Source organism: Paenibacillus sp. FSL W7-1287, from assembly GCF_038004245.1.
Lineage (GTDB): Bacteria > Bacillota > Bacilli > Paenibacillales > Paenibacillaceae > Pristimantibacillus > Pristimantibacillus camelliae.
Genome location: NZ_JBBORD010000001.1, coordinates 2,275,570 through 2,292,513 on the forward strand (window position 1 = coordinate 2,275,570; position 16,944 = coordinate 2,292,513).

Below are 16,944 nucleotides of genomic sequence, written 5' to 3' on the forward strand. Positions count from 1 at the left end.
CCGTCTCTTTTTTATGTTCTCATATCTTCTATACTCTATTGTCGTTGCTTGAATGGAGTCATACAGGAGTTAATTCACTTATGGTCTGCAACATTCCCGTCAAAGTTTCGTCTATCCTTCAAAAGGGAGGAGAAATTGTCATGAAAACATTAAATATGATGGCCTTCATCATGATCCTCGCAATGCTGTTCGTGGGATGCTCTACTATAAATGAAGATCAATTAATTGAATTTACAATTGCCAAAAGAATTGCTGAAGAAGCTCTTACCACAGACGAGAGGTCAACTGTGTTGTCGTGGAAAAGGGAAATTGTCACTCCCATTTCTGTTGAAAGGGTTCCTAGTTATATAGATACGAAGGACTTATCCACTGACGCGAAAATTTACAAGGTAGAGATTCAGACTAGTAAGGATGAGATTGTTGGACCGATAGATATCTATGTTGATGTCGTAAGCGAAACAGTTATTGGACGCCAACTTAGAAATTTGCATTAGTAAAAAAAGGAAACGTTGATATGAGCTAAACGTACTATATGTATATATTTAGGAGGTGTATAATGGACAGGCGTTATAAGATAGCGATCATCGGTGGAACTGGCAGGGTAGGGCGTTATGTTGCGGCGCATGCAGTACGAGAAGGCTATCAGGTTCGGATGCTTGTTAGGGATCGTAATCGATTGACGTATCACGACGAACAGATCAAAGTAATTGAAGGACAAGTTCAAGAGCTTTATACGTTACGAACACTTCTAGAAGGCTGTGATATAGTTATCAATACATTTGGGCAACCAGCAAAAGAAGATCCGATTTATAGCAAGGTAACGGCGGATATATTTCGTGTGATGAACGAGCTTAACATTAGTCGTTATATCGGAGTTTCAGGTGCCTCTTTAACGATTAATGGAGATAAGAAGAATGTAATAAATAGAATTGGAGCAAGCTTGTTTAAGCTCTTCTTCCCTAAATTAATTACAGATAAGCTGCTAGAGTGGGACATTATGTTAGCTAATAAGCAAATCGACTGGACATTGATCAGACTACCCTTTGTGAAAGACAGCCTACAATCTAAGAGGATTAAGGAAAGCTTAATCGATATGCCAGGTACTAAGATTACGAATCAAGATATCGCAGCCTTTATTGTTAGCCAAATCAACGCAAGAACATATGTACATAGAGCTCCTTTTATATCACATTGAGGAATGAGCAGCTCTATTCGCAAGCTCAGCAAGACTTCAGTGCTTAACATTGCACTTAACCTGTATTGCTATCTGATACTTAAATTACTGTAGGTAAATATTGTATATTAAGCAGATTGAAGGTAAAATAGAGCTACAATTGAATCTTGGGTGGGTATGGTTTCCCTTCGAAAGGGGGTGAGGCCATGGAAGTGAAGGATGCGTTAACGATTATGTTTCTTTTTGGATCGTTCATTCTTGCACTTTTAACATACATTAATAACAACAACAAGAAAAAGTAAAACCCACCCGAAGATTGACAGCCGACGGTGGGTTTAAACCATTTATGACTTAAATGGGAACATCCATCCAAGCCAATTGTACTGACCAAGTGTTCCAGCACTTGGTCTTTATTATGTATATATTACCATATACGAGTAGATTAGCAAAGGTTCGAATCAGTAAAAATTACACATGAATATACGTAATATTAATTATGTAAACTAAGTATACTAAATGAATGATTTGGTTAAAGGTGACAACATAAATATTAGCTAATAAAGTCGAATCATGCAAGTGTTGTACATTGTTCATTTAATGCAAATTCAATTCAAATTTTTATGTTTTAAATCGGTTTAGCTGTGTTTTTATTACTAAATACGCTATAATGGTAATGTACATTTTATGAAGAAAGTGGGAGCAAGATGGGCCGTAAATGGAATAATATCAAAGAAAAAAAAGCGTCGAAAGATGCAAATACAAGCCGTGTCTATGCGAAATTCGGAATTGAAATTTATGTAGCAGCAAAAAAAGGTGAGCCTGATCCTGAATCAAATCGTGCGCTAAAGGTCGTTCTTGAGCGTGCGAAAACATATAACGTGCCAAAAGCGATAATCGATCGTGCGCTAGAAAAAGCGAAAGGCAGTGCGGATGAGATCTACTCTGAGCTGCGCTATGAAGGCTTTGGTCCCGACGGATCAATGGTTATTGTTGATGCGTTAACGAATAACGTCAATCGTACTGCGCCTGAGGTACGTTCTGCATTTAATAAAAATGGCGGCAGTATGGGCGTGAGCGGTTCTGTATCGTATATGTTTACACAGACGGCTGTTATCGGGATATCTGGAAAAACCGAAGATGAAGTGATGGAGCTTCTAATAGAAGCTGATGTTGATGTTCGCGATATCCTTGTTGAGGATGAGGACATTATTGTTTACGCTGATCCAGAGTATTTTCAGGCTGTACAGGAAGCCTTCCAAGCAGCAGATGTTACTGAATTTAATGTAGCAGAAATTACGATGCTGCCAAACAATGAGGTAGATCTATCTCCTGAAGCTCAAGCACAGTTTGAAAAACTGATTGATGCGCTGGAGGATCTTGAGGACGTGCAGCAGGTATACCATAACGTTAATCTAGAAGATTAATTAACAAGAGAAAACGGAGGTTCGGCATGCATATCGAAACGATTCAGCTGTGGGAGGAATTCCCACAAGTAACGTTAACGGCTTACATCCCATACGAGGTTGCGCAGGAAGGACAAGCAAGTCCTAAGCCAGCTTTATTGGTATTGCCAGGTGGGGGCTATCTATATACTTCTGATCGTGAAGCAGAGCCCATTGCATTAAGATTTGCATCGCTTGGCTACCGTACATTTGTGTTGCATTATAATACGTACTACGGAGCGGCTCCTCTTACAGCAGAGCAGCAGAGCAATCCGAATCCACACGTCAAATTTCCACAGCCACTATACGATGCGGCAAAAGCAATTGCCACGATTCGTAGCAGGGCGGCGGAATGGAATATCGCAGAAGACCAAATTGCTGTTGCTGGCTTCTCAGCAGGAGGACATCTAGCAGCAAGCATCGGTGTACACTGGAATAGAGCGGATGTAGCCGAAAAGCTTGATGTTCAACCAGAAGAAGTGAAGCCGAATGCACTAATTCTTGGTTATGCGTTAATTGACAATCAGCTAGCTATGGAATGGATGACAGAGCAAGATAAAGTAAAATTTACTGGCCTGTATAATGAAATTAATAAAGCAATGTTTGGTGAAAAACAAGCGACGGCAGAGGAGCTAAAGCAGCTTACTCCATCGCATTTTGTAGGACCGCATACACCGCCAACCTTCCTGTGGCATACATCAGAAGATGATCTCGTCTTGTCTGCACATTCATTAACCTTTGCCTTGGAGCTGTGCAAGCATCGTATACCGCACGAGCTGCATGTATTCGAGAAGGGCGGACACGGCTTGTCTCTAGCTGATGCTACGACTGCCACGCATGCAGGACAAATGAATGCAGCGGCTTCGCAATGGGTTGAGCTGGCGCATCATTGGCTGCAGTTGCATTTTACAGTAAAATGAAGCTAACTCATTCTAAAAATTCATTTTAAAGATGAGACAACAAGTTAAATCCGCCACGACGATCATTCTGCGACAAGGATGTCAATCGAAAGGCGGATTTTCTATAATAGTACTCATAAAAATAATTATGTAAACTAATATGGATTAAAAGATTAATTTATTGTTTAAATGGATAATCGACTTTTGCTGTAAAAAATATTAGTTGTAGGTGTCAGTGGAAAATAAAGTATTAAATTATGTTCTTAATGATTCAATCCATAAAAAAGAAGCTAGGTAACGAAGAGGAGAAGGCCAGTGAATATAAAAAACGGTAGTCCAGGACATAATTGATCCTAGACTACCGCTTTCTCACTTGTACTATATATCACATCTCGTAACGTTCATAACAATTATAACGTTCTGATGATCCTTGATCTTACAATTCAATTTCCTTAATAATTCTAGCAGGATTTCCGCCCACGACAACATTGTCCGGTACGTTCTTCGTTACGACTGCACCTGAAGCAATCACCACGTTGTCACCAATCGTTACCCCTGGATTAATTGTAACATGACCGCCGATCCAAACATTATTGCCAATGGTTATTGGTTTAGCAAACTCCACACCAGAATTACGCTCGGTTGGATGGAGGGGGTGGGTAGCTGTGTATATATGTACACTAGGGCCTAGCATGCAGTTATCTCCGAATCTTACTTCAGAAACATCTAAGATGGTGCAATCGAAGTTTGCAAAGAAATTTTCCCCAACGTAAGTATTATAGCCGTAGTCAAATCGAATATTCGGCTCCATATATAGATTGTTTCCCGTTGAGCCGAGTAATTGCTTAAGAATGGAAGTGCGCTTCTCAATCTGGTCATCCTGCGACTCATTAAATTCTCTAACTAGTTTTCTAGCACGCAAACGATCTGCACGAAGCTCGGGATCTCCAGCAAGGTACAATTCGCCTGCAATCATCTTTTGTTTTTCTGTTTTCATCTTAAGCCTTCTTTCAGTATAAGTTCGTATATATACAACGATACAGGTTTGACCTTAACAATTCAAGTAAAAGTGGGGGCATGTTAACCAGTATAAGCATCAGTGATTTTAGTTCTCTTAAAGGATACAAGTCAATAGAGTTGAAATTAACAGTTGAGGCGTACGAGATTAATGATTTGTGTGATTAGCTTATGCGGCCCAAAACTGCTATAATAAAGTGCACAAAATCTATGTTTTGCGCACTTTTGATTTTAAGCGATTTTATTGGACAGGGTCGAGCTCTTATTGGCTACTTTCTCAGTTGAATAATACATAAATTGTAAGGGGATGGAAACCTGATGATAGAAGAGCGCTATGAAGAGCCGGTTAACGTATTTCAGCTTTGGATGAAACAAGCCGGCTATGCAGATACAACAAAAAAGGAATATGTAAGAGAGGTTCGGAATTTTTTAGCTTATTTAGATGGTACTGAGCTTAAGCATGTCAAAAAGCTAACGATTGTTAGCTACCTTGTTCAGGAGAAGGAGCAGCTATCTGACCGCGCTAGAAATCGAAGCCTTGCAGCACTGCGAAGCTTTTTTAAAGCACTTATTGACTTTGAGCTGGCTGTAACCAATCCAGCCCAAGAAGTAAAAAAATCCAAAACAGAACGAAATCGTAAGCCGATTTATTTGGAGCAAGAGCTGCTCGCATTAACGATCAATTATATAGAAGGGAAATACCAGGAGCGTAACATTGCAATACTGTTATTAATGGCATACTGTGGATTGCGGGTAGGAGAGGTGCATCGTCTTAATATAAGCAACTATGATGAGGAAAAAGCAACCATTACCGTGCTTGGAAAAGGGAGGAAGTGGAATGAAATTCCGTTAGCACCCGAGGTTAATCAATATATGAAGCGTGTGCTACAGCAACGAATTCAGCCTTACCGCCCGCAGGACGAAGCATTTTTTATCTCTCAAAAGGGAAGAAGGCTCTCTATCCGCCAAATACAAAAAATTATATCGGAAATGTTTAAGCAGCTAAAAGCTGAACATGCTGAATTACAAGGACTACAATTGTCATGCCATAAGCTTCGCCATTCCTTCGCTACGTTAATGTTACGAAACCAAGTGGATATTCGAGTCGTAAAAGAACTAATGGGGCACAGCTCCATTGATACGACGATGATCTATACCCATATTCACGATGAAGAGAAGAAGCATGCTGTAGCATCGATTCGTATGCCTGATCTACAAACCGAAATAAACGTCCGCTAATCTAAGTATCTGGCTCTTATCTCAGGAGTGGGGAGCATGCATGCTTTCGCTTTGCCAAACCATTGATAGCGACGCTTAGCAATAAATCGATAGACAGCATTACGAATGAAGCCAGGGATGATATACAGTACCTGAGCAAGCGGCCAAGCTCGATGTAAATATTTTGTTAGACGGATCGCGGCATCAGAGTATACATAGGCTTTACCGTGATCGATTAGTACAAGCGAGTCAAGCTCGACCGGAAGCTGGTGCTTATCGCGAAGCGCTTGACCGAGCTCACCTTGCTGTGAGGCAAAGCGAATGTTCGCATGTGGATCTCGAGCAATAATCCATTGAACCGTACCATTGCAGAAAGAGCATTCCCCATCGTATAGCAGTATGGTATGTGTGTTCATGCGATCACCCCTTTATTACTTTTTTTATTACTATAATAGAAAGGATGTCAAACTACAAGTGATTTTCATACTAATTGTGACACTCCTCATTTATGCGGGATTAGTGTTTTATGTGGCATGGAGCGGTTATCGCGGAATAGGAATTAAAGGCAATCGATGGTTTCTCATAGCCTACAGCATAATCATGTTATTCCTTTCTGTATCCTTTATTTTAGCTAGATTTGGCAGTGGCAGCACGCTATTAGCCGTTATCGGAAACTACTGGTTAGCACTATTTAGTTTATCTTTAATGATCTTACCACTGGTTCATCTTATCATGCTAATTCTGCGATTAACGTCATTACATCGGGAGAAAACGCGAGTAGCAGCAGCTCGCATAGCATTCGTTGTGCTTGTTGCGGCATTAGCTTATGGTAGCTATATGGCCTATACACCTAAGGTGAATACATATACGATCGACATCGATAAGTCTTATCCAGAGGACCTAAACGTCGTCATGTTTTCGGATACGCATTTTGGATACTTATCTGGTAAAAAGCATGCAGAAAGACTTGTTAAGGAAGTAAACGAGCTGGAGCCTGATCTCATCATTATTCCTGGTGACATCATTGACGATGATCTTGAGATCGTCGAGAAAAAACAAATTTTTAACATATTAGGTGGGCTAGAGGCTAGGCTGGGCGTGTATGGTTCACTTGGGAACCACGATAAATTCCGTGGCGAGTTATCAGAGTTAATCACTGCCATCGAAACGGCTAATATCGAAATACTGTATGATGAGACGGTTACGATCGAAGGAGGACTTGCTCTTATTGGCCGAAAGGATTATTCTGAAGGGGAACGACTTGCAACGGAGCAATTAACATCTCAGCTTGATCAATCTCTGCCGATTATTTTACTTGATCACCAGCCATACGAATACGATGAAGCTGAGCAGGCTGGTGTTGATCTTGTTGTATCTGGTCATACGCATAGAGGTCAAGTCATGCCAGGAAATCTAATTACAAATCGATTATTTGAAAATGATTGGGGCTATCTGAAAAAAGGTCAGCTTCATACAATTGTTAGTTCTGGCTATGGCTTCTGGGGACCGCCGATTCGAATTGGAACGCAATCGGAAATTGTACAGATCCATATCAATTTTAACAATTGATTTCTGTAATGCATTTCAATAATGAAATTAATTAATGTCATTAACTAACCTCAAAAGGCATCTCATCACTTAGGAAAGGTATGTTAAACATGCAGTGTAAAGCTTGTCATACACCTATCGCAGCCAATGCTATAGCATGCCCAAGCTGTGGAGTTACGAAGCCGAAGTCTATGAGTTCCCGCAGCAAAAAATGGCTGCTTACCGCAACGGTAGTAGCCGTTATTATCATTGTTATCATTCCAATGGTTGCCTCACTTTTATGGATGCAGTCCAATTAATAGCTGTACAAGCAGCTGTAACATAGCTACACAAGAAAAGCCAGCACGCCTAATTTTCTGCTTATTCGTAAGCTGATAAATGAGGCGAAATGCTGGCTTTTTCGTGTTAAGCTAATTGTTTCTTGGATCCTTCTTCTCATCTGTATTGCCCATCGAGCCCCATACAACAAGAAAACTAATCGCGATCGCGAGAACGATCGGGGGACACACAAGCACTAAAAATTCATCGAGGCTCATATCCATGCTTTCCTTTCACATAATCACTGTTGAATAGAAACAGCTTTAATAGGAGATATAACGAAGGCACCAACAATGCGAGACCCAATATAAACGCCACAACGAGCGCTAGCGCCATATTTGGGTTTGTGAAATTGTCGTAAATGCTTACGTAAGGATAGAGAACGTAAGGCAAATGTCCTGCTCCATAGCCATAAAATGCGAATGCAAATTGAAGAATAACAAATACAAACGACCAACCTAGCCTCTGATTCGAATATAGCAAGTAAATCGCAATCAGAAAACAGAGGATTGAGAGCAAGAAAACCCACCATATCTCAAGCAAATTATTAAAATGCTCCCGATTGTGATTATAGATGGAAAAGAAAACAAACAAACTTGCCAGCAATGTCGGTAAGCTCCAGATTAAAGCATAGTTCCGCACCACTCGATAGGCGGCTTTATCCGATGCCTTGAAGGCATAATAGCTCAGAAACATCGCTGAAATATAAAGCACGCTAACGAGAGCGAGCACGACAACACTCCAGGAGTATTGGCTTGTAAAGAGCTCCTTAGCAAGAAATATAACCTTTCCATTATCATTCACTTGAATGTAACCGCCCTCTGATATCGTTAGAACGGTCGAAAGAGATGCAGGGATGAGCAGGCCCGTTGCGCCATAAAGCAGGTTATATAGTCGGTTATTGGCTTTACCATAAAAGGTAAACGCATAATACGAGCCACGAATTGCAAGTAAAACAATAGCAATGCTGCCTGGAATTAATAGCGCAGTCCCTAGATAATAACCGATGTCAGGAAAAAATCCGATGATCCCGACAAAGAAAAAAACGAGAAAAACGTTCGTCACTTCCCAGACAGGGGAAAGATAGCGTTCAATCATATTGTGAATGATATGTCTCGTACCGCTTATCGTACTGTAGTACATAAAGAAGCCGGCGCCGAAATCAATGGAGCCTACAATTAAATATCCGAATAGAAAGGTCCAAAGCACAGTGATACCTAGCAGCTCAAAATTCATAATTCACCTCTATTTCTCATATAACGCTAGTTCGTCTGCAACCTTGTTTCTCTTAAACATTCTCGTTAACACTCGAATAGACGATATAGCGAGTACTGTATATAGCAGGAAAAACATTAAAAGCATCGTATCTACATGCTCTGACCTCGTTGCACCCTCTGTCGTTGTCATGATGCCGCGCACCACCCAAGGCTGACGACCAACCTCTGAAAAGATCCAACCGTGCTCAATCGTGAGCATGGCAATAGGTGCTGCAGCAACGACGAGTGCAAGCAGCCAGCCACGATAAATGTTCCCTTTCTTACGGATAAGCTCTATCATGAACAGCAAAGTAATGAGTACCATCATCGCTACTAATCCCATTTTCATATCAAAAATATAGTGTACCCATAGTGGTGCCCAATGCTCCTCTGGGAATTGATCTAGTCCTACCACCTCGGCAGAAGGGTTGCTGAAAGCTAATATACTTAGGCCATATGGGATTTCAAGTCCGTATTTGACGGTATTATCCTCCTGCAGCACACCACCTAATATAAGGGGCGCATGCGTCGACGTTTCGAAATGCCACTCTGTAGCCGCTAGCTTCTCTGGTTGATAGACCGCTAAATATTTACCCGATAGATCACCGATAATGACCGTAGCAATCATAAAGACAAAGGAGCAGATCATCGTAAATTTTAAAGCCTTACGATGATAGGTTTCCCGTTGCCCGCGAGCATAGGCAAAGGCAGCAATAGCAGCCAGCACTAACCCACACGTTAGATATGCAGTCGTAAGAACATGCGAAATTTTCGTTGGAACAGCAGGACTCATCATCGCTTGAATAGGATTGACATCTGTAATCATGTTATTTTCATAGGTAAATCCAACAGGATAGTTCATAAACGAATTAACGATCGTGATGAATATTGCCGAAGCACCTGATCCGATTACAACAGGAATTAGCAATAGCAGATGAGTTTTTCGATTTTTGAAACGATCCCAGGTATATAAATAGATACCTAAAAATATAGCCTCAAAAAAGAACGCAAAGGTTTCCATAAAGAGTGGAAGTGCAATGGATTGTCCAGCAACCTGCATAAAGCTAGGCCATAGCAAGCTCAGCTGTAAGCCAATCGCTGTACCAGTAACGACGCCAACAGCAACAGTTATCACATAGCCCCGGGACCATCTTCGCGCTAATAATATGTAATGAAAGTCATTCTTTCTAATCCCTATCCATTCAGCTAGACCGATATAGAGTGGGACCCCTACACCAATCGTAGCGAATATAATATGAAATCCCAATGTTAACGACGTTAACCATCTACTGAATAGAACAGGATCATAGGTATAAAGCAAGGTCACCGTTTCCAACACTCCTTAAAACATTTTGTGAAGCAATGCAGCAAGCATAATTATCCCAACGACGAAGCAAGTCATAATTAAGCGACGTTCCTGTCGTTCGATGATATTCTCCTTTTTCTTTACTGTTTTTTTCATTGGCAAAAAACTCCTTAGTAAATCATTCATAATTATGATGCCAATCGAGCGTAGAACTATTCATGATGAAGAATGAAAATCATATGACTGCGGCTTTGTTTTTGTTATTATATTAGGACAAGCTTATGAAAGAGGGGATAGGATGGGCAGCTATCGTTGGGTAGCATTAGGAGGCGCTGCTGGAACATTACTGCGCGTAGGAGTAAACACACTTTTCCCGCTTGCACACGGGCTGCATACGGTATGGATCAATATAGTAGGAAGCCTACTGCTTGCCATACTTTTTACGCTAATGCCTGCACATGAAGAACGAACTCGTCGCATGAGATTGTCTCTAGGAACAGGCTTGCTGGGCGGGTTTACAACGATGTCTACGTTTAGCTTAGATGTAGTAAAGCTGCTTGAGGCAGATGAATGGGGCTTGGCTGGATTTGTAATTATCGCAAGTTTGCTAGGCGGGCTACTTGCTGCTCTATTAGGTGTGTGGATCGGTAGAAGAGTTAGGGGCGAAAATGGATGATTATACTAGGTGCGGTTATGATGGGCTCGCTTGGAGCATGCCTGCGGTTCTATATTAGTCAGCTTACGATATGGAATCACGTAAAGAGCTTTCCTTATGCTACTTTAGTCATTAATGTTACTGGCTCTGCTTTGTTAGGCATACTTTGGAGCTTATATGAGCATCAGCTAATTAGTGAGCTTGCTTGGCAATGGATAGGCGTAGGATTTTTCGGTGCATTTACAACGTTTTCGACATTTAGCTATGAATTAGTCCAGCTTATTGAAAGGAAAAGATGGACTGCTGCTGCAGCTTATATGCTGGTAACAGTCATACTTGGTACTGCTATTGCAGCAATAGGTATAGCTATCATAGGTTATTTTTGTTAAAGCCTGAGGGATTCAGGCTTTTTATGTATGATTTAATAAATATGTATTGACAACGCTATCATTTTGCGCAATAATGAACGCGTGTACATTAATTATAAAACCAATTAAAACATAGAGGAGAGAGCGATATGTCAAACAAAGCTAAACAAAATGAGCCTTTAGTTACTCATATCTATACTGCAGATCCTTCGGCACATGTATTTAACGACAAAATCTACATTTATCCATCCCATGACTTGGATCATGATGGTGAAAGTAATGATAACGGGGATCAATATAAAATGGAGGATTACCATGTTCTATCGATGGACGATATCGATGCGCCTGTTGTAGACCATGGACAAGCTTTGCATGTTCGTGACGTAAAATGGGCAAGCAAACAAATGTGGGCTCCAGATGCTGCATTCAAAAACGATACGTACTATTTTTATTTCCCAGCACGTGATAAGGAAGGCATTTTCCGTATTGGTGTAGCGACAAGTAAAAATCCGGAGGGACCATTCGTTCCTGAGGACAACTACATCGAAGGAAGCTTCTCCATTGACCCAGCAGTATATGTTGATGATGATAATCGCGCCTATATGTATTTCGGTGGATTATGGGGAGGACAGCTTGAAAAATGGCAAACTGGTGAGTTTGTTGCCGATGCTCCAGACCCAGACGAAAATGGACCAGCCCTTGGACCAATGGTTGCTGAGCTTACGGATGATATGCTTACCTTTAAGTCTGCACCTCAAGAGATTAGCATCGTTGATGAGGACGGCAATCCACTGCTTGCAGGCGATCACGATCGTCGATTCTTCGAAGCACCGTGGGTTCATAAGCACAATGGCTACTACTATCTGAGCTATTCTACTGGTGATACACATTACCTAGTATACGCAATTAGTAAATCTCCTACTGGACCATTCGTATACAAGGGTAGAATTTTGGAGCCAGTACTTGGCTGGACAACACACCAATCTATCGTACAATTTAAAGGGAAATGGTATTTGTTCTACCATGACTGCTCTTTATCTGGCGGTGTTAATCACAAGCGCAGCGTTAAATTCACTGAGCTGAAATACCGTGAAGACGGAACGATTGTGACAATTCATCCTTACGCTGATGAAGAAAAATAAATGCATAGCGTAAGCTACAAATAAGCCTATCTGCTATTAAAGATTCTGTAGAGGAGTCTTGAATAGCCAGATAGGCTTTTCCTTATTTATATCACATTACACGTAACGTTTAATGTAAAGCAAAAGGGAGAACATCAGAGTACCGTCTTAAGCGCCTTACTCCAGCGAATAAGCTGATCAAGCATCTCATTGACATTATTGAGGTGTAAGTCTTGAGGTTTAAATTCAGAGCCATTTACAAAATCGGTGAATAGGGATAGAGCAGGGTGCACACGAACGTCAGCAACAAGCAGCTCACCTAATATACCGCGTAGATGCTCGGCAGCACGTGCTCCACCTACTGAACCATAGCTGACGATGCCTGCCGCTTTGTTATTCCAAGCCTCACGGGCGTAATCAAGCGCATTCTTCAATGCTCCGGTTATACTGTGATTATACTCCTGAGTAATAAAGACAAAGCCATCTAGTGCTGCAATCGTGTTATTCCAGCGAGTCGCTTGCTCGGTAGCATCCACTTCACCTAACAGTGGTAGATTGTAATCTTTAATGTCAACAATCTCATATTGTGCATCGCCACGTTTATCCGCAATAGATTTTACCCATTCCCCGACCTGAGGACTTACTCTTCCTTCGCGTGTACTACCTAATATGATCCCGATTTTTAGATCAGACATAATATCCTCCACTTCTCATATATAATTCATCTGTTTAATGAGCACTGCTCGTCGTTAGTATGCTGTGGTCAAGATGCTGTTATTCAAAGGGAGAAAACCTTAATTTAATGGTATCCATAAATCTTATCATCAATTTTTATTGCGGGTTATGAGGGTTACAATTAAGCTGAAAATAATATAAAATAATATGGTGAAATATAACAGTTTAACGGTTACATTGTCGTTTCATTAATTGAACAAGGGGAAGAAAAGGTGCAAGAGATAATTCCTAATTTATGCACGTGGCTTATTGGCATATGTTTATTCGTTACGATTATTTATTGGATAACATCAAGTGCCGTTGAGTCATCAAAACTAGCTAGAGAAGTACGGGATCTAAAGCAAATGATGCAGCAAATTTTGAATGATCAGCAGAATCCAGTGAACGATCCAGTGAATAACCCATTGAACAATTCAATGATCAAAGAATTTGTATATTGTACGGAATGCTCTACTAAATTATCCTCAAAGGAACATACATGCGCTTCCTGTAAGCAGTATTAATAAATTTAATTAAAAGTGAGGCAATCGAATGAACACATCTATTATCCACTCTGTTATTTTTACACTTAAGCATGAGAAGGATTCAGGAGCAGCTCGCCAATTTCTAGCTGATGGACAAGCACTACTTAGCTCAATTCCGACAGTAGAGAACTTTCAAGTTTTTCATCAGGTAAGTTTGAAAAATAACTACCAATACGGATTCTCTATGGAATTTGAATCTCAAGCCGCTTATGATGCCTATAATGAGCATCCAGTTCATACTGCGTTTGTAAAGGATCGCTGGGAGAAGGAAGTAGTAGATTTTCTTGAAATTGACTATAAGCACTATCAGCAGTAATATAGTAACAATAAGAAGAAAGCTTGCAAACATACTTTGGCCATATTCAACCTACAGCTATGTAACATTCAAAAGGATCAAGTTTGGTGAATAATCATTTCTCCAATTCTTGTTCCTTTTTTTATGTGAGTACATATTATTTTGCAGCAATATAGTATCAAGTATTAGTATCTGGTACTAATCTATGGTATGATAAACTTGAACGTACAATTGGAGGTGTCATATGAATCAATCGAAAGCTAAAATTACAGCTATAGGCTCTTATGTACCAGAGAAAGTGATGACCAATGAAGATTTCTCTAAAATCGTAGAAACAAGCGATGAGTGGATTGTATCCAGAACAGGCATAAAGGAAAGAAGGATTGCTGCTGAGCATGAATATACGAGTGATCTAGGCTATAAAGCCGTGCTGAATCTCGTTGAGCGATACGGAAAATCGATTGATGACGTCGATATGCTGATCGTCTGTACGTTCACGCCGGATGTGGCAACACCAAGCTCGGCAGCAATTATTCAAGCAAAACTGGAAATTCGTCATGCAGACACATTAGATCTTAACGCTGCCTGTGCTGGATTCACCTATGGTATTCATATGGCAAACGCCTTAATTACCTCAGGCTTGCATAAAAAGATATTAGTTATTGGCTCAGAAACACTAAGCAAAATTACTGATTACGAGGATCGTACAACCTGTATTCTGTTTGGAGACGGTGCAGGTGCGGTGCTCGTTGAATATGACGAACATGAACCAAGCTTCATTACGCATTATATGGGCTCCGAAGGAGAAAAAAGCAAAAATCTATACTGCTCTGGCATTTCGAATCTTCTGTTCGGTGAGGAGCTAGAGCATAAACAGAGAATTGTGCAAAATGGGCGAGAGGTGTATCGCTGGGCTGTTACGACTGTGCCTGAAGGGATTCGCACGATGCTTAATGGCATTAACTACCCTATCGAAAATGTCGATTGGTTTGTGCCACATAGTGCGAATTTGCGGATGATCGAATCGATCTGTGAGCGCACAGGAATTAGTCTTGATCGAACATTATATAGCCTAGAGGATTATGGGAATACCTCTTCAGCTACGATACCTTTAGCTCTAGATCTAGCCGTGAAGGCTGGACGTATTAAACAAGGGGAACACTTACTGCTATATGGTTTCGGTGGTGGCTTAACCCATTGCGGGCTACTCATAAAGTGGACATTGTAGCAGCTTGCTGGAGATAAATTACAGGATTGGGTTGTTTTTTTATAGCTGCTATGATATACTGCCAGTAATTTAAGGAATGGAGTTGAACGGTGTAATGGATTTTTCTTGCTAATTGTAAAACGATGAATATCGTTTTTTTCTGTGATGAGAAGAAATACGCTATCCGTCTGTTTTAAATGATTGCAAGAAACGTTACATTCTTCGCTCTATATGTATATCCTTTTCAATGATGACTGTATATGCCGATATACTGTTGTTTTTGACTTGCTATATTTATTCGAGCTGCAGGAAGTAACTTTCTTGCAGCTCTTTTTATGTTTAATAGCAAGGGGGATAACATAATGTCTATTATTCAAGTTTCTCAGCTTACATTTGCCTATGATGGAAGCTATGACAATATATTCGAGGATGTAAGCTTTCAAATCGATACCGATTGGAAGCTTGGCTTTACAGGAAGAAATGGGCGAGGAAAGACAACCTTCCTGAAGCTGCTGCTTGGTCAATATGAATATAGCGGTACCATTAGTGCATCCGTTAGCTTCGATTATTTCCCGTTCATAATCAAAGACGAGGACCAGCTTACAGCCTACCTAGTGGAGGAGCTATGTCCCGATTATGAGCAGTGGCGCTTGCTCCGTGAGCTTTCCTTACTTCAAGTAGATGAGGAAGTTTTGTATCGCCCATTCTGTTCATTATCTAAAGGTGAGCAGTGCAAGGTCATGCTTGCAGCACTGTTCATGAAGGAAAACAACTTTCTGTTAATTGATGAGCCGACTAACCACTTAGATGCAGAAGGAAGAAGGATCGTAAGTCAATATTTGAAAAGAAAGCGAGGCTTTATACTCGTCTCGCATGATCGCAGCTTTCTAGATGATTGTGTTGACCATATCTTATCGATCAACAAAACAAATATTGATATACAGAGAGGAAACTTTAGTAGCTGGTGGGGAAACAAGCAGCTTCAGGATCAATATGAGCTAGCAGAGAATGAAAAGCTTAAGCAAGATATTAAGCGATTATCAGAGGCCGCAAGACGTACCAATCAGTGGTCACATGAGGTAGAAAAAACAAAAAATGGAACGTTGAATTCGGGCTTGAAGGTCGATAAAGGCTACATCGGCCATAAGGCAGCAAAAATGATGAAGCGTTCCAAAGTACTAGAGAAGCGCCAGCACGATGCCATTAAAGAAAAATCGAAGCTCCTTAAAAACATTGAAAGCAATGAGCCTATGAAAATGACTCCGCTTCATTATTACAAGTCTAAGCTAGCTGAATTGCAGCGCATCTCGATCCAATACGGTGATAAGCCGGTATGTCGTGATGTCAACTTCTCCATTAACCAGGGGGATCGGATTGCGATCACCGGAAAAAATGGATCTGGCAAGTCAAGCCTGCTGAAGCTAATTTGTGGAGATGAGCTCGATTATTCAGGTTCAATATTAAGAGGTAGTCAGCTAATCATTTCCTATGTTTCTCAGGATACTGCGCATTTGAAGGGGAACTTAAAGGATTATGCACGTACGCAGGGCATAGATGAGGCGCTATTTAAATCGCTGCTGCGCAAGCTGGATTTCTCACGAGATCAGTTTGAGAAGGACATGGCACATTTTAGTGGAGGGCAGAAGAAGAAGGTGCTGCTTGCGAAAAGCATCTGTGAGCCTGCTCATCTGTACATTTGGGATGAGCCGCTAAATTTTATCGATGTATTGTCACGCATACAGATTGAAGAGGTATTGCTACAATACGAACCAACCATACTCTTTGTTGAGCATGACCGTCTCTTTACTGAACGCATCGCAACCTCGACAATTGTGCTTCAATAGCGAGTAAATCCGACTAG

Annotated in this window: 21 protein-coding genes; 15 read left to right on the top strand and 6 right to left on the bottom strand. The window is 40.8% G+C overall.

Annotation, left to right across the window (positions count from 1 at the left end; translation table 11 throughout):
* Positions 1–140 precede the first annotated feature (140 nt).
* From NSQ99_RS10325 to NSQ99_RS10345, 5 genes are all read left to right on the top strand, one after another.
* Positions 141–494, top strand: a complete 354-nt coding sequence (locus tag NSQ99_RS10325) for a hypothetical protein (RefSeq protein ID WP_340836425.1) — start codon at positions 141–143, stop codon at positions 492–494.
* Positions 495–556: 62 nt separating this feature from the next.
* On the top strand, positions 557–1,195 hold the full coding sequence (locus tag NSQ99_RS10330) for an NAD(P)-dependent oxidoreductase (RefSeq protein WP_340836426.1): 639 nt from the start codon (positions 557–559) through the stop codon (positions 1,193–1,195).
* A gap of 185 nt (positions 1,196–1,380) precedes the next feature.
* Complete coding sequence (gene comI / locus NSQ99_RS10335) at positions 1,381–1,476, top strand: competence inhibitor ComI (RefSeq protein WP_227793437.1); 96 nt, start codon at positions 1,381–1,383, stop codon at positions 1,474–1,476.
* 402 nt (positions 1,477–1,878) lie between these two features.
* Entirely contained in the window at positions 1,879–2,598 is a 720-nt protein-coding gene (locus tag NSQ99_RS10340) for a YebC/PmpR family DNA-binding transcriptional regulator (RefSeq protein WP_340836428.1), read from the top strand.
* 26 nt (positions 2,599–2,624) lie between these two features.
* Entirely contained in the window at positions 2,625–3,536 is a 912-nt protein-coding gene (locus tag NSQ99_RS10345; protein WP_340836429.1) for an alpha/beta hydrolase, read from the top strand.
* 415 nt (positions 3,537–3,951) lie between these two features.
* Here NSQ99_RS10345 and NSQ99_RS10350 read toward each other — a convergent pair whose 3' ends face one another.
* Positions 3,952–4,512 carry a maltose acetyltransferase domain-containing protein gene (locus tag NSQ99_RS10350; protein ID WP_251665243.1) on the bottom strand — a complete coding sequence of 187 codons (561 nt, stop codon included), beginning with the start codon at positions 4,510–4,512 and terminating at the stop codon, positions 3,952–3,954.
* Positions 4,513–4,850: 338 nt separating this feature from the next.
* Between NSQ99_RS10350 and NSQ99_RS10355 the strand changes: the two genes are divergently transcribed.
* Positions 4,851–5,771 carry a tyrosine-type recombinase/integrase gene (locus NSQ99_RS10355; protein ID WP_340836430.1) on the top strand — a complete coding sequence of 307 codons (921 nt, stop codon included), beginning with the start codon at positions 4,851–4,853 and terminating at the stop codon, positions 5,769–5,771.
* Here the strand turns inward: NSQ99_RS10355 and NSQ99_RS10360 are convergent.
* Positions 5,768–6,166, bottom strand: a complete 399-nt coding sequence (locus NSQ99_RS10360) for a thiol-disulfide oxidoreductase DCC family protein (protein ID WP_340836431.1) — start codon at positions 6,164–6,166, stop codon at positions 5,768–5,770. The two genes, NSQ99_RS10355 and NSQ99_RS10360, sit on opposite strands and share 4 nt — an antisense overlap.
* A gap of 58 nt (positions 6,167–6,224) precedes the next feature.
* Between NSQ99_RS10360 and NSQ99_RS10365 the strand changes: the two genes are divergently transcribed.
* Both NSQ99_RS10365 and NSQ99_RS10370 read left to right on the top strand, forming a co-directional pair.
* On the top strand, positions 6,225–7,319 hold the full coding sequence (locus NSQ99_RS10365) for a metallophosphoesterase (protein WP_340836432.1): 1,095 nt from the start codon (positions 6,225–6,227) through the stop codon (positions 7,317–7,319).
* 89 nt (positions 7,320–7,408) lie between these two features.
* Positions 7,409–7,597 (top strand): hypothetical protein, encoded by a 189-nt coding sequence (locus tag NSQ99_RS10370; protein WP_340836434.1) that lies wholly within the window; start codon positions 7,409–7,411, stop codon positions 7,595–7,597.
* Positions 7,598–7,708: 111 nt separating this feature from the next.
* On the opposite strand, the gene cydS is transcribed toward NSQ99_RS10370, so the two are convergent.
* Genes cydS through NSQ99_RS10380 form a run of 3 tightly spaced genes read right to left on the bottom strand, consistent with a single transcriptional unit; the run spans position 7,709 to position 10,199 of the window.
* Positions 7,709–7,840, bottom strand: a complete 132-nt coding sequence (cydS, locus tag NSQ99_RS23245; protein WP_445670503.1) for a cytochrome bd oxidase small subunit CydS — start codon at positions 7,838–7,840, stop codon at positions 7,709–7,711.
* Complete coding sequence (locus NSQ99_RS10375; RefSeq protein WP_251665246.1) at positions 7,821–8,852, bottom strand: cytochrome d ubiquinol oxidase subunit II; 1,032 nt, start codon at positions 8,850–8,852, stop codon at positions 7,821–7,823. The genes cydS and NSQ99_RS10375 overlap by 20 nt, the downstream gene beginning before the upstream one ends.
* Positions 8,853–8,861: 9 nt before the next feature.
* A complete protein-coding gene (locus tag NSQ99_RS10380; RefSeq protein ID WP_340836436.1) occupies positions 8,862–10,199 on the bottom strand; it encodes a cytochrome ubiquinol oxidase subunit I in 1,338 nt (445 codons plus the stop codon).
* 277 nt (positions 10,200–10,476) lie between these two features.
* On the opposite strand from NSQ99_RS10380, the gene NSQ99_RS10385 reads away from it, so the two are divergent.
* The 3 genes from NSQ99_RS10385 (at position 10,477) to NSQ99_RS10395 (ending at position 12,343) form a co-directional block, all read left to right on the top strand.
* The gene (locus NSQ99_RS10385; protein ID WP_340836437.1) at positions 10,477–10,854 is read left to right on the top strand and encodes a fluoride efflux transporter FluC; all 378 of its coding nucleotides are present in this window, start codon (positions 10,477–10,479) and stop codon (positions 10,852–10,854) included.
* Positions 10,851–11,222, top strand: coding sequence for a fluoride efflux transporter CrcB (gene crcB / locus NSQ99_RS10390; RefSeq protein ID WP_340836438.1), 372 nt, complete (start codon positions 10,851–10,853; stop codon positions 11,220–11,222). Before NSQ99_RS10385 ends, crcB begins: the two co-directional genes overlap by 4 nt.
* 128 nt (positions 11,223–11,350) lie before the next feature.
* Positions 11,351–12,343: a glycoside hydrolase family 43 protein gene (locus NSQ99_RS10395; protein WP_340836439.1), complete on the top strand. Its 993-nt coding sequence runs from the start codon at positions 11,351–11,353 to the stop codon at positions 12,341–12,343.
* Positions 12,344–12,477: 134 nt separating this feature from the next.
* Here the strand turns inward: NSQ99_RS10395 and NSQ99_RS10400 are convergent, their stop codons facing one another.
* Positions 12,478–13,017, bottom strand: a complete 540-nt coding sequence (locus NSQ99_RS10400; protein ID WP_340836441.1) for an NADPH-dependent FMN reductase — start codon at positions 13,015–13,017, stop codon at positions 12,478–12,480.
* A 252-nt stretch (positions 13,018–13,269) separates the two neighbouring features.
* On the opposite strand from NSQ99_RS10400, the gene NSQ99_RS10405 reads away from it, so the two are divergent.
* The 4 genes from NSQ99_RS10405 to NSQ99_RS10420 all read left to right on the top strand — a co-directional run bounded on the left by NSQ99_RS10405 (position 13,270) and on the right by NSQ99_RS10420 (position 16,927).
* Positions 13,270–13,560, top strand: a complete 291-nt coding sequence (locus tag NSQ99_RS10405) for a hypothetical protein (RefSeq protein ID WP_340836442.1) — start codon at positions 13,270–13,272, stop codon at positions 13,558–13,560.
* Positions 13,561–13,588: 28 nt separating this feature from the next.
* Positions 13,589–13,897, top strand: a complete 309-nt coding sequence (locus NSQ99_RS10410) for a Dabb family protein (protein WP_340836443.1) — start codon at positions 13,589–13,591, stop codon at positions 13,895–13,897.
* 223 nt (positions 13,898–14,120) lie between these two features.
* Positions 14,121–15,104, top strand: coding sequence for a ketoacyl-ACP synthase III (locus tag NSQ99_RS10415; RefSeq protein ID WP_340836445.1), 984 nt, complete (start codon positions 14,121–14,123; stop codon positions 15,102–15,104).
* A gap of 341 nt (positions 15,105–15,445) precedes the next feature.
* On the top strand, positions 15,446–16,927 hold the full coding sequence (locus tag NSQ99_RS10420) for an Lsa family ABC-F type ribosomal protection protein (RefSeq protein WP_340836447.1): 1,482 nt from the start codon (positions 15,446–15,448) through the stop codon (positions 16,925–16,927).
* Positions 16,928–16,944 lie beyond the last annotated feature (17 nt).

What these genes read in the sequence shown, in the direction of transcription:
- NSQ99_RS10325 (WP_340836425.1), top strand. Translation starts at nt 141, where the DNA reads ATGAAAACATTAAATATGATGGCCTTCATCATGATCCTCGCAATGCTG.
- NSQ99_RS10330 (WP_340836426.1), top strand. Translation starts at nt 557, where the DNA reads ATGGACAGGCGTTATAAGATAGCGATCATCGGTGGAACTGGCAGGGTA.
- comI (WP_227793437.1), top strand. Translation starts at nt 1,381, where the DNA reads ATGGAAGTGAAGGATGCGTTAACGATTATGTTTCTTTTTGGATCGTTC.
- NSQ99_RS10340 (WP_340836428.1), top strand. Translation starts at nt 1,879, where the DNA reads ATGGGCCGTAAATGGAATAATATCAAAGAAAAAAAAGCGTCGAAAGAT.
- NSQ99_RS10345 (WP_340836429.1), top strand. Translation starts at nt 2,625, where the DNA reads ATGCATATCGAAACGATTCAGCTGTGGGAGGAATTCCCACAAGTAACG.
- NSQ99_RS10350 (WP_251665243.1), bottom strand. Translation starts at nt 4,512, where the DNA reads ATGAAAACAGAAAAACAAAAGATGATTGCAGGCGAATTGTACCTTGCT.
- NSQ99_RS10355 (WP_340836430.1), top strand. Translation starts at nt 4,851, where the DNA reads ATGATAGAAGAGCGCTATGAAGAGCCGGTTAACGTATTTCAGCTTTGG.
- NSQ99_RS10360 (WP_340836431.1), bottom strand. Translation starts at nt 6,166, where the DNA reads ATGAACACACATACCATACTGCTATACGATGGGGAATGCTCTTTCTGC.
- NSQ99_RS10370 (WP_340836434.1), top strand. Translation starts at nt 7,409, where the DNA reads ATGCAGTGTAAAGCTTGTCATACACCTATCGCAGCCAATGCTATAGCA.
- cydS (WP_445670503.1), bottom strand. Translation starts at nt 7,840, where the DNA reads ATGGATATGAGCCTCGATGAATTTTTAGTGCTTGTGTGTCCCCCGATC.
- NSQ99_RS10375 (WP_251665246.1), bottom strand. Translation starts at nt 8,852, where the DNA reads ATGAATTTTGAGCTGCTAGGTATCACTGTGCTTTGGACCTTTCTATTC.
- NSQ99_RS10385 (WP_340836437.1), top strand. Translation starts at nt 10,477, where the DNA reads ATGGGCAGCTATCGTTGGGTAGCATTAGGAGGCGCTGCTGGAACATTA.
- crcB (WP_340836438.1), top strand. Translation starts at nt 10,851, where the DNA reads ATGATTATACTAGGTGCGGTTATGATGGGCTCGCTTGGAGCATGCCTG.
- NSQ99_RS10395 (WP_340836439.1), top strand. Translation starts at nt 11,351, where the DNA reads ATGTCAAACAAAGCTAAACAAAATGAGCCTTTAGTTACTCATATCTAT.
- NSQ99_RS10400 (WP_340836441.1), bottom strand. Translation starts at nt 13,017, where the DNA reads ATGTCTGATCTAAAAATCGGGATCATATTAGGTAGTACACGCGAAGGA.
- NSQ99_RS10410 (WP_340836443.1), top strand. Translation starts at nt 13,589, where the DNA reads ATGAACACATCTATTATCCACTCTGTTATTTTTACACTTAAGCATGAG.
- NSQ99_RS10415 (WP_340836445.1), top strand. Translation starts at nt 14,121, where the DNA reads ATGAATCAATCGAAAGCTAAAATTACAGCTATAGGCTCTTATGTACCA.
- NSQ99_RS10420 (WP_340836447.1), top strand. Translation starts at nt 15,446, where the DNA reads ATGTCTATTATTCAAGTTTCTCAGCTTACATTTGCCTATGATGGAAGC.